The 12,120-nt window shown below is 41.6% G+C and carries 11 protein-coding genes; 3 read left to right on the forward strand and 8 right to left on the reverse strand.

Features of this window, described 5'->3' with window-relative positions; genetic code table 11:
- Nucleotides 1-393: 393 nt before the first annotated feature.
- Nucleotides 394-1,875: a glycoside hydrolase family 43 protein gene (locus AC6ESP_RS22860; RefSeq protein WP_497099049.1), complete on the reverse strand. Its 1,482-nt coding sequence runs from the start codon at nt 1,873-1,875 to the stop codon at nt 394-396.
- 467 nt (nt 1,876-2,342) lie between these two features.
- On the opposite strand from AC6ESP_RS22860, the gene AC6ESP_RS22865 reads away from it, so the two are divergent.
- Nucleotides 2,343-4,055 carry an RICIN domain-containing protein gene (locus AC6ESP_RS22865; protein WP_497099050.1) on the forward strand — a complete coding sequence of 571 codons (1,713 nt, stop codon included), beginning with the start codon at nt 2,343-2,345 and terminating at the stop codon, nt 4,053-4,055.
- Between the two features lie 114 nt (nt 4,056-4,169).
- Here the strand turns inward: AC6ESP_RS22865 and AC6ESP_RS22870 are convergent, their stop codons facing one another.
- Nucleotides 4,170-4,820, reverse strand: a complete 651-nt coding sequence (locus AC6ESP_RS22870; protein ID WP_497099051.1) for a hypothetical protein — start codon at nt 4,818-4,820, stop codon at nt 4,170-4,172.
- Between the two features lie 28 nt (nt 4,821-4,848).
- A complete protein-coding gene (locus tag AC6ESP_RS22875) occupies nt 4,849-5,634 on the reverse strand; it encodes a class I SAM-dependent methyltransferase (RefSeq protein ID WP_497099052.1) in 786 nt (261 codons plus the stop codon).
- A gap of 270 nt (nt 5,635-5,904) precedes the next feature.
- Between AC6ESP_RS22875 and AC6ESP_RS22880 the strand changes: the two genes are divergently transcribed.
- Together AC6ESP_RS22880 and AC6ESP_RS22885 are read left to right on the forward strand one after the other, a co-directional pair.
- Nucleotides 5,905-6,798 carry an RNA polymerase sigma factor gene (locus AC6ESP_RS22880; protein WP_497099053.1) on the forward strand — a complete coding sequence of 298 codons (894 nt, stop codon included), beginning with the start codon at nt 5,905-5,907 and terminating at the stop codon, nt 6,796-6,798.
- Entirely contained in the window at nt 6,795-7,550 is a 756-nt protein-coding gene (locus AC6ESP_RS22885) for a hypothetical protein (protein ID WP_497099054.1), read from the forward strand. Before AC6ESP_RS22880 ends, AC6ESP_RS22885 begins: the two co-directional genes overlap by 4 nt.
- A 133-nt stretch (nt 7,551-7,683) precedes the next feature.
- Here AC6ESP_RS22885 and AC6ESP_RS22890 read toward each other — a convergent pair whose 3' ends face one another.
- The 5 genes from AC6ESP_RS22890 to AC6ESP_RS22910 form a co-directional block, all read right to left on the reverse strand.
- Nucleotides 7,684-8,442 (reverse strand): helix-turn-helix domain-containing protein, encoded by a 759-nt coding sequence (locus AC6ESP_RS22890; RefSeq protein ID WP_497099055.1) that lies wholly within the window; start codon nt 8,440-8,442, stop codon nt 7,684-7,686.
- 312 nt (nt 8,443-8,754) lie between these two features.
- Nucleotides 8,755-9,072 carry an rRNA adenine N-6-methyltransferase family protein gene (locus AC6ESP_RS22895; protein WP_497099056.1) on the reverse strand — a complete coding sequence of 106 codons (318 nt, stop codon included), beginning with the start codon at nt 9,070-9,072 and terminating at the stop codon, nt 8,755-8,757.
- Nucleotides 9,073-9,083: 11 nt separating this feature from the next.
- A complete protein-coding gene (locus AC6ESP_RS22900) occupies nt 9,084-9,764 on the reverse strand; it encodes an HAD family hydrolase (RefSeq protein ID WP_497099057.1) in 681 nt (226 codons plus the stop codon).
- Nucleotides 9,765-9,884: 120 nt separating this feature from the next.
- Nucleotides 9,885-10,361: a GNAT family N-acetyltransferase gene (locus AC6ESP_RS22905; RefSeq protein ID WP_497099058.1), complete on the reverse strand. Its 477-nt coding sequence runs from the start codon at nt 10,359-10,361 to the stop codon at nt 9,885-9,887.
- Between the two features lie 97 nt (nt 10,362-10,458).
- Nucleotides 10,459-11,961 (reverse strand): ABC transporter ATP-binding protein, encoded by a 1,503-nt coding sequence (locus AC6ESP_RS22910; protein ID WP_497099059.1) that lies wholly within the window; start codon nt 11,959-11,961, stop codon nt 10,459-10,461.
- Between the last annotated feature and the right edge of the window lie 159 nt (nt 11,962-12,120).

The raw sequence follows: 12,120 nt of genomic DNA on the forward strand, positions 1-12,120 counted from the left end.
TAACCTTCACGCCAATGAAGGTTATTTGTTGTGCCTAGAAATTAGTATACCAATTTACCTGTTGCAGTCCAATACTAATAGCTTGACAAGTATTAGCTGGTTTTTCCTTGTTAGGAAACTAAGTTCTGCTGTTCCTGCCATTTCTTCCTTATCCACTCGGGTAATCCATTCGGAGCAGAAAATACAGAAATATTGGGCTTAACGAAGGAAAAATTTGACGTTAGACATCGGCTTTTTCTGCTTCGAGGCCTGCCAAAAGTGAGCCTAGACGTCGGGTGGCTTTTGCTCGCCCATAATTGGCTCAAGAAGGCGGCAATAGACAAAAAAGCACAAATGGCGGTGCAGGGATAGCCCCTAGCACCGCCATTTGTCATAATCTCGACAACGGAATGATTACTTAATGAATTGCCAGTAGTCAAGATCGAACAGCTTCTGATCCGACTCGCCTCTGAACACTAGATATAAGGAGTGAGTTCCCTCTGCCCCAGTTATCTCCGTGCTTACCTCGTTCCAATGATCGGTAGTCGCAGCTACCGCCAGTGTGCCAATCAGCTTGCCATCAGGACTATCCAGATGAAGCTCAATGCTGCCTCCATAGGCAGCGCTGGATACCGAAGCAGAGAATGAAGCGGCACCCTCACCAAATTCAACATTAGATACAGCTATCCAATCGCCATTGTGAATATCCGTCACAGCCATTGGGTAAGGCTGTGACTGCTCGACACCATTCTTTTGCTGCGGCTCCACATGAACGCCTGCATTCCACGCCATCGTCTCCGCCTGAACACGAGCATAAGGATTAAGCGTCTTCACCTGCTCGACACCCTCATAGTCAGCAACGATCTCTTGAATAGATCCATCCTCCTGAAAGAATACCTGATTCAGATGTGTCGAACGGTAGCCCTTCGGTACACCCATCGCTTTGGACAACGTCTGGGCATGGTAAGCAATATACCAAGCGTCTTGGAACTGGAATATGGCATGATGATTATTGCCGCCAATTCCGAAGAAATGACTAGGGTTTTTCAGAATCGTTCCTTCGTACGTCCAAGGTCCCATCGGGTTGTCACTAACCATGTACGCAATCTGTCCGGCAGCAGGACTGCCCTCTGGACGTTCACCATCGTAGAAATTCGAGCAGTAGGTGTAGTAATATTTATTATTGTATTTATTAATACCCGCATTCTCGAACATATAGGGGGCTGGTATCGTCGTGGCTCGATCAAGCACGCTAACCATATCCTCACCGAGCTGCATCACACGAGCCGTATTCGGCATCTCGTGCTCGCCCTCTGGTACTCCACCTCCGAAATAAATATACGCCTTCCCATCATCGTCAACCAGTACGGCAGGATCAAATAGCCAGGTTACATCCTCAACGCCAGGCGTCGATCTTAAGATAAGCGGTCGTCCAATAGGATCGATCCAAGGACCCGTTGGACTATCACTGGTCAATACTCCAATACCGCTGGCATTGTTAGCAAAATAAAGGAAGAACTTGTCCTTATCGCCGATGACCTTATGTGTAATGGCAGGTGCCCATGATTGGGTTGCCCACTTGGCCGCGCCCTGCGGGCCTGCAGCAGCAATAACGCCATGATCTGTCCAATTGACCAGATCGTCAGAGGAGATCACCGTTATTTTGTTGATATTGCCATAGGTGTTATCCTTGACGCTCCCATCTGCATCATATTCCAATATATCGTTAGTCATATACAGGTAGACGCGACCCTCGAATACCAACGCATAAGGATCTGCTCCAAACTTATGAGAGACTAGCGGGTTGCCATTAGGCGGCAGCTTGCCAATCGCACTAGCCAATTCCACTTCGTTAGAATTAAGATCCGGGCTATTCACTGTTATTTCTTCACTCATTGTCCTTGTCAACTCCTGATCAGGTTTTATTAGAATAGTAATCATCATTAGGATGAGAACGGCCACTATGGCTAGCATAGCAGCGACTGTCAGCAACAACTTTTTATTTCGAAATACCAGACATACTCCCCCTTTCCCGCCTCCTTTTCCTATATATTAGCAAGTGTAGCTTCTGCCGTTAGCGCGGGCAACCTGCTAATCTATGACTCATTACCGGGCAAATGATAGGGATTTGCTCTCTGCAGCAATAAGAAAGTAGAGCTTGCCCGTTCATAAATCCATAATTAGACAGGTTGTCGACGGTGAGTTTCTAGTAGTACACTCAATTTTGTAAGCGCATACAAATATTCTCGGTAGAACGCTCCCACTATTGGGACTGTAAGTTCGCCATCAGCAGCATGCTTCGCCCTGTCTACGAACTACCATGATTTCACATAAATCAAACAAAAAAAAGGAGATGAGTATTCATGTTAATGATCAAAAAGAAAGTTAGCCTGGCAGTTAAGTTTCTGCTGCTTATGGCGCTGGTGGTATCACCGATGCTGCTCAGCGGCAAGCCGGCAGATGCTTGGGCGGGTATGTCTACGCCCAAGCTCCATGTAAACGGCAATCAACTGGTGAATAGCAGCGGACAGCCGGTACTGCTAAGCGGTTGGCATCAGCCTTCGGGCTCTTACTGGACGTATCAGAACAGCAGCTATTATCTGAATCAGAACGGCGGCAATCGGCATGCGGCAATATTGGCTTATTTGAAGGATATTACCGATACCTTTACGAGCACCTCTGCCAAGTACGGCAACAACCATGGATGGTACATGAATCAAGTTCGCCTATTCATTGACAAGGAAGACATGGGCGACGTTGCGGCGGGCACATACAATTTTGCCGGTTTGCAGGCCGTTACTCAAAACGTCATCATTCCGTATATCAACTACGCCAAAACGAAAGGCCTTTATGTCACACTCGGGCTCGATTTCACGTTGAGTAACAACCAAGCGACAACCCCGGCCAATCTCGCCAAGTTCAATCAAATCTGGGGTTACCTCGCTGAGCAGCCGGACATCAAAAGTGCGGACAATGTCATGTTCGAGCTTGTTAACGAACCGGTACTGTCAGATGTAAACGGAGTCTGGGGCGGACATCCTTCCCAATCCAATTTCGTCGATTACTGGAACTCTCTGAAAAACTTTCAGAACTCTATGATATCGACTATACGTAGTAAAGGCGCTGATAATGTCATTTGGGCAGCAGGGCTTGGCTGGGATCAATACTATCAGCTATGCGCACAATATCCGCTGACGGATCCATTGAACAATATCGGCTATTCCGTCCACTGGTATCCAGGCTATGGCGCTCAGGATGATTACGCTACTTTACAGCAGCAGTGGGATACTAACATTAAGCCTTGCGCCGATAGTTATCCCATCAACATAACGGAGACAACCTGGTTTAAGACCCTCCCAGGAGACTCCTCGTATTGGGAACTATTTAACGGCTCGAATGAAGGCTTCGGCAAAAATACGAAAGCAATCTTCACGGCAGCTGGGAATGTCAGCATTGCCGTCCATATGAACGGATTCTTGCTTCAGTCCGGAACACGCAGCTCATTCGCAGACCCCACAGCTGGCTTGCTGTACGATGGCAATACAGCTAGAGACGGTATGGCCCGCTTTATTTTCGAATGGTATTATGAGCGCGCCCAGTTTAACCCTTGGAACGGCGTATGGAACGGAGTCTCATCCGGCTCTACGTACAAGCTCGTGAATCGGGCATCGGGCAAAGTGCTTGAGGTCCCTGGCGGCCAGAACACCAGCGCATTGCAGCTCCAGCAGTGGACGGATAATAACGCGACAGCGCAGCAATGGGTCATCAGCGATATGGGCACATACAATAACTATTACAAATTGAGGAGTGTAAGCTCATCAGACAACAAAGTTATGGATGTTCGGAACGCAACGAAAAACAACGGTGAAGCGATTCAACTCATGAGTGATTTATCGAATAGCGCGCAACAGTTCAGGCTTATCAAGCTAAGCAACGGTTATTATTGTATTCTGAACGTTAACAGCAACAAGGCAGTTGAGGTCACTGGAGCCTCTACGGCGGATGCCGCGAAAATCCAGCAAAATATGTACCGGGGCGATCTTCACCAGCAATGGCAATTGGTAGTAATTAATTAATTAATTGTATTTTGTTCCAGATTAGTAGTTAGACTGAAGCAACAAGCTACTCCTTTGTTAGTGGGAAGTAGCTTGTTGTTTCATTAGGTTGAACAGTTGTCTTTTACACTGGGCTTACAATAAAGATTCAGCAATTGCAATTAGCCATTCACGGTTGCTGCGTAGAGCCAATAATTCATACTGTAATGCCTTACCCCAAATTGGGCCCACTTCTGCCCAAATTAAATGTTGTTTCTCTCTGTCTCCGATATAAACTGCCTCATTTGACCGAATAGTTAAGTTCTCAATCGTTTGTTGCTCTATATCAGGCACATGAATCCGACTTTTTGTCGTTCCAAAAATCCGAAATTCGAATGAGATATCATCCTTACAGCAAAACAAACTTACACCAACGAACGTATCATTAGGCTTAAGGTCACGCACAACGTTACTTCCTGTTCTTCCGCTTTCAGCAGCTATCTCATCAATCTCTTCTTGCGTCAAATTATCAAATCCATAGTAAACCCGAATATCCATTACTTCTGTATTAACAGGGAACACTGGTTCCCACAAAGGAGCTTTTGTCTTTAATTCATCGAGACTATCCAGCCATTTCACAGCTTCGTAATTGGTTTGCTGACTGATCTTTCTCTCCTTGGCAATATATATCCCCTTACCCATACCAGGTTTTAATTCTCGAATCATATTATCGATATCATTCTCTTCTTGAAAGGAGTCTATATGTAGGATTGCCAGCATATCTTCTTTTTCAATCTTTATTTCCATGGTTGACACTCTCCTTATCCGTTCTATATTACTTAGCCCTTGCTTGAATCAGATAGTAAAACCCTGTTGTTCTTATTCCCTTGTCTGTTGAATGTTTCTCAAAGCTTGAATGAATCTGTTTGAAGCAGCTATCTTCTACGTATGTCCGGAACCCCTCACTTTGTCCGAAGCAAGCCATCTCAAGCACATCTTCTGGTGTTGGAATCCAGACGGTTTCTTTCAATAAAGATAATTCAATATCAACTAAACCACTTTTTTCTAACCTCTCTTGAATAACATCTAGTATCGGAGTACCCATTGTCGGCTTACCGAATAAACCTGGGAAGTAAGATCCAAGTTCCTCTCCATTACCATTGCTGTCACCGGGATGAAACAATAGGATTGTTCCATTAGATCGAACAACTCGGTTTCCTTCTTTATACCAGCTGCCCGGGCCCTTTTTGGTATAGGCAATATCAAAATAATCATCATCAAATGGCAAACCATCATGCGTGCGCCCTACTACAAATCGGACATTTGGTTCTCGATTCTGATTAGCTGTTTCGATGAAACCTTTCGTCATATCATACCCTACAACTTCTTCCGCAAGGTTTGTCCACTTGACTGTATAATCTCCATGACCGCAGCCAACATCTAATACTTTGCCGTGTATTATGCTAGACAACTTTTGATTTAGGACAGCTTCTGCTGATTGCCCTTCAATTATGCTTTTCCAAGGAAATTCGTACTTACCCGACCTTTTAGCCAGTTGCTCGCACCATTCTAGCGTTTGTCCTCTCAGATATTCAGGATGCTTGGTTAAATCAGGAAACATATTAATAACACCTCCAGCGAGATTCTAACAAATGGAATATTGCGTAATTAATTGTATCCTACACCATCCTTCAAACAACCTGTCTATGCATTGGTAATTCACCTTAGAAATTGCAGCTTTTCACTTTCTCTACTTCCCTTTTCTACATATTCATGTTACCTATTTGATGATGAATACTTTTTTAGTTATTTTCCCTAACCAATCGAGATTTCCTACGACTATGTATTTGAGATCATTCGCGAATGCAATCACAGAAAATAGGTGACAAACATGAAAATTGAAGAAGCCATTCAATATCTAAGTAACAAAACATTTCTTGAGAGATTGTATGCCTTTGCTTACAAACGCTGCAGCAATTCACATCAAGCAGAGGATTTGTGCTCAGACATCATTGTGACACTGCTCAGCGGTATTAATAAGCAGACGAACATTGATCATTTCTATGGTTTCGCCTGGACGATTGCTCATAGAGTGTATGCTGATTTCTGTCATAAACGTAAACAACATAGTAATCAGACCAGCATCGCAGCAGTTGACTCCTCTGGGTATGTACATAATCATTTCGATCCTATTAATGAATTCATTAACACAGATCACGACAAACAAGCTATTCATCTTATAAAACGAGAAATCGCCTTTTTATCTAAAATGTATCGCGATGTCATGATCATGTATTACTTGGATGAGATGAAAACTTCTGAGATTGCTGCGGCACTTAACCTATTAGAAACGACCGTCAAACAACGATTATTTTCAGCTCGAAATACAATTAGAAGAGAGGTCAATAAGATGGACAACACCCCTTTAACTTTAAAACCTATCAAACTTATTTTTTCTGGAAATGGCAGTCCTTTAGGGAATGACCCTAGAATTAAAGCAGAAAGAACTTTCTCGCAAAATTTGATTTATTTATGCAAAGATACAGCACGCAGTGCGAAAGAACTGTCGGAGCTACTGCATGTTGCTATGCCTTATGTCGAAGAAGAACTGGAAATTCAATGCCGCGGGGAGAACGGGCACTACGGTCTGCTGCAAAAGCTGGACAACAATAAGTACATCTCAAATTTCATCCTAATAGATACTGCTGTATATAAAAGAGTGAATGAATTCTATAAAAAATATACAACTGTATTAGCTGAAGAAGTTGAGAGATATTTACTATGAATAAAAATAGGATTCTAAGTTTCCCCTTTCTTAATAAGCAAACTGATGTTCGCTTTATCGCATGGTCATTAATTTCCCGAATGGTGTGGTCTTTCGAGGAACAGGTTAACAAAAGATTATCTGACAATTACTTTGCGGGTATTGAAAAATTACACAGGGAATTTTTCGCATTTGGATTTGCTATTAACGAATACGATCATACTGCATTAGGGATATATGGCTGTGATGGAATTGCTGCTTCTAATCTATGCGGTTTTCGAAGAGTGAAGGCCGCTAATATTTACGGACATCGACTGACGAAGCATTTTGACTGCGGGCATAATATTTCACAAGACCCCCTCATGATGATTACCTTAAAAGCCATTACTGGATTAGATGTGAATGAGCTGACAGAGAATGAAAAAGAATTTGCAACAAAAGCAATAGAGGTTGAATATCTAAAACTGGAAGAAGCAAAGCTAGTTCCGAAAATTCTAGTGATGAACGCATCAGATGAAAAGGCTTTTCGCGCATTAGCTGATGACTTCTCTGAAGAGATTAGCGAATATGTTCAACCCGTAGCAGATGCGATGCATGATTACATTAAAAAATATGTACCACGGCACCTCATTCATGAGTATCATCAATTCGTTCTGCATACGACCAGTGGATTAGTTAATGGAGTAATTGAACAATGTATAGAAAATGGAACGCTGCATGTACCCAAGAACCCGGTCTGTGCAGAAGGTACTTGGATGATTGTTGAAAAATAAAAATCGTGATAACTACATTGATTAACAACCTTGGGAAACAGTCAATTTTAAATTGGAAACCCCTCTGCTCAGTTAACGTAATGAAGCTGCCGATCATGTCGGCAGCTTCTTATTGTTCCTTAAAAAGAGAATTTTACGAAAAATCAAATGAAAACGAACTAGGTCTAGATACAACCCTATGAACGACTGAAAACAAACGAGTTGCAATATCACCTTTAACATTAAGCTTATACCCACCTCGAACTCTATCTACAAAGCCGAGTTCAATGCAATCTATTATTACTTTATCAAAATTCATGTCCACAGGCAGACGTGAGCGAAGGATCAGCTCATCTACTGGGGTGAAGTCTGGCTGTAAATTTTCATTATTGAGCAATAACTCATATAGCACTGTTATAATATCCACAGGTAAAATATTCATTGGAAATTCTACTGAGTCATTCATCGCTTCAGTTGCTTCGTTTAAAAAAAGGGATGTAGCAATGCATACTAATCTGTCTTTCGCCCACAAACCTAATCCCGTTGGACCTAGCTGGATTTGAGTTAGTGCTGGATTTGATACTGGTGTCTGTTCATTGTGAGATGTTGCAGCAATCACCTCGCCCAGGAAATTAATTTTTTGCTCTTGTGTCATCATCCGAAGTTCCATTCTAATTTGAGGCAGCATGGCTGGCAAATTGCTAGCTATTCCGAGCAAAAAGTCTGTTGTACAATCAAAAACGGTTGCCAACTCCGTTATAAGGGAAATATCGGGTAAGGAGTCCCCTTTTTCCCATTTGGACACGGCCTGTGCGGAAACATTAAGTAACAGCCCTAATTGTTCTTGTGTCATACTCTTGCTATGACAAAGCTGATTGATTCTTTCACCAAAATGTGTAGCACTCACTGGCATATTTATTGCACCTCCATGATTTTATAAATTAATTATAATCGTATCTAAATTTCGAGTGTATGGAGGTGTACTTTACAACTAAACCACTGGTTGAATTTCTGTATCAGCGGTTGGGTATTCACTTTAGATTTTTCTTTGCATGATACAACACCACCGCTTGAGGCTTATTAAGAATTCCACCATCTTCTTCAATTACTTCTTTGATTTCTCCAAACAATTCAAATCGTACATTGTCGGGAAGTAGTCTATAACTTTCTCGGATCCGATTAGAGACCTCATCATAAGACGGAATATGGACGGTCCAAAAGAATACTATAGAGCCTTCGTCGTTGAGTAAGTCGAAAACCTTGAAGATTCAAATGGGGAATTGATTATGTTAACATTTGGTTTGTTTTTAAATTTTTCACGAGTAAATTCTACTAAATTTTGACCTAATTCAATGCAAGTCACATTATCAAAGCCTAAATCAACAAAACCTCTCGTTGCCTGACCTGTGCCACAGCCGATCTCAAGTATGGAATCTCCCTGCTTGAGATCCGTCAACCCCAAGATATCAGTAAATAATTGTTCTGGATATTGGGGTCTGTACTTGTCGTATTCCCTTGCACGATAACGGGGTGCCACCGTCACATACTGCTCCCCTAATGGGTTTCAAGTTCTTGAAGCATTTCTTCAGGACTAGTCAGCTTCTTATAATTACTTTTTATAAATGTATTGAACCAAATGGCATGGTAGGGGTGTATACCAGCATTACATGCACCATCTAATTCATTTGAGCCACCGTCACCCACAAATACTGAATTCTCTGGCTTTACACCCAATCTCTCACATGCTAATGCATATATCCTGTTGTCTGGTTTGGCTAAGCCTACTTCGTATGAAAAGATAACATCATCAAAATAATTTGCAAGCTCACTTTCATGCCATTGTCTTACTTCTTCTTCTGTACAATTACTAATAAGTCCCAGCTTTAGATTCCTCTTTCGTAAGCTTGCTAACAAACTAATAACATCCGTTCGAATATTTAGAAATGGAATGATTTTCTCTCGAATTCTTTCCTGATATAAACACTCCGCTGCTTCATCGTTGTAATTCAAATTTCGTTTTTCCAAAATGTCCTTAATTACCAAAGAATAATTCGGAAATACTCCCGTCATTCTTGCTTCTTGTCGGCTTCCCCATTCTCTCTTAAAATCATCATTGCTCATCCCAAATAATTCGAAATAATTAATTGACCTATTTGCTACTCTTTTCCCGTTAGAGAATTCAGTTACTAAAGTTTCAAATAGATCAAAAAATACAGCTTTTATATACAGAATCACCAACTCCTTTTATGAAATATAGTCTCGATTTACGATATGTAATTCGCTTTTTTCCTTTGTCGCTTTGAAGAACGCAGGCTTCGTCGATTTCTAGTATGCCTTTAAGCGTAGTTTAATGAATCATGAGCTGAATTCTAGCGATGGCTCTCCTTTCTGTGTGGATTTAGAACAACTGCCTTTCGAGTATTGTAGAATAGTCTTCGTCCAAAAGGTCTTGGCAGGCAAGTTCCTCTCCAGCCATAAAACGCTCCAATTGCCTCTAAACATATCAAATACTTTATACGCTGCTTCTTTACCGATCCCTTGCCTTCGGTATTTTCTTAATATGAAAAATTCTGCTATTGAAAATTTCGGTGTTTCACAATCTGCAATTTTCCGGACTAATACAAAGCCTACCAACTTACCATATTGAATTATAAAGAAGGGGAACCGACCTTCTTCTGTCCAGTAGTGATCTAAGTACATATAGTCAAAGAGACCATACTCATTCACATCATTTTTGCCGTCCGCTTCGAAATCACTCGTATCGTACTGATATAATTCCATAAGGTTGCGTAATATCACTTTCTTTTCAGAAGTCACCTTAATTAGTTCCATGAAATCACCCCTTTTTGTTTCTACCAGTACTATATATTAGAACTATTCTACCCGTATCGCATAATCAAATTGGTGCAGCTGCCTTCGGCAATTTGGTTTAAGAAGCTCCAACGACCACGCGGTATCGTGAGGCCTGAAGGTTAAACATTTGAGCGTATTTCCCGTCCAGTCTCATAAGCTCTTCGTGTGAACCTTGCTCAATAATTTGACCATTTTCCATCATGAGAATGCGATCCGCCATTTTGGTAGTCGATAAGCGATGGGAAATGAAAATGATAGCTCGATCTTCTGTCTTCTCGAGCATGACTTGGTTCAAATGGTATTCACTCATTGGATCCAATGCGCTGGAAGGCTCGTCTAATAGGATGAGAAGAGTCGGCTTGGCGAATACCCTTGCGATTGCGACTTTCTGGGCCTCTCCACCAGATAACTCTATCCCTGCGTCATCAAATTCCTTAGTAACGGAAGTATCCGTTCCCAATCGCAAAGACTGCAGCTTGTTGCCAAAACCGCTCTTCTCCAGCGCTTCTCTTACCCTTAAGGAATCGCCGGAAGTAAAATGATTCATGACGACATTTTGAGACAGCGTAGCAGCGAACAACTGATGATCCTGAAATACTGAGCTGATCTTCATACGGTATTCATCCAGCTTAAACTGATCGATTTGTATCCCATTCAGACGAATCTCTCCCGAACTTGCATCGTATAGACGCATGATCAGCTTCGTCAACGTCGTTTTTCCTGCACCATTGTACCCAACGATTGCAATTTTTTCGCCAGGCCTGATACTTAAATTAACGTTATGAAGAATTCGCGGCCCAGACTGACCATATTGGAACGATAGCTCTTTTAGCATTAATCCATTAAAGTTATCAGGTACAGGTATGGGATCGTCAACTTCTTTCAGAGCGTTCTCTTGCTCCAGGAAGCTTCTTAACTTCTCAATATACAGGCTGTTTTCTTGCATCTCGCTGATGAGCGTCGTCATATATTGCATATTGCCTTTTAGACGCCATGATGAATTCAGTAATGTAACCGCGCTTCCATAGCTTAACGTTCCTTTCACTAACGTCATAAAAACAACATAAATGACGTACATCCCGCTCAAAATCAACTCATTGAAGAAATACTCAGAGGAGAAGTTTAACCAGAACTGCTTTTTTGAATGCTTTTGAACGATTCCATGCATTTCTTTATGTGTATCGGTGAAATCTCTAAAAAATTTCTCCTTGATGGAATAAAGTCTTAATTCCTTCGCATAATCAGCTAAGTAAAACAACCTCTTCAAATAGATTCGTTTACGATCCTTTTCATTAAGCTCCATGCTCATTTTGTATCTTATTTTATTGGCGATCATGCTGACGATTAATGTTAAGATGAAGGCAACGAGAACAAATAGCAGACCAACCTTGTCAACGAACCAGAAATAACTTATTGAGGTCATAATAACCGTGACGGATCTGCATATCTTTGTAATGTTGTTTATTGTTGCATTAATTCGATTATGAGCATCATTAGCGCTCCACACATAATCATTATAATAAACAGGATCGTCATAATTGGCCAAATCGGTACTAATTGCTTTTCCATAAAGATCCATCCTTAGTTTTTGATACAGCAATTCTTTTCCTTTCGGTTCAACACTTTGATAGTAGATGCTGTCCAGCACAAAACAGACTGCTATAAATAAAACCATTAGTCCGAAATATAAGGCTACGGTAGAGAAGGAAGTTCCATACTGAACGCTATCGAAAACAAA

It is taken from the genome of Paenibacillus xinjiangensis (assembly GCF_059686975.1).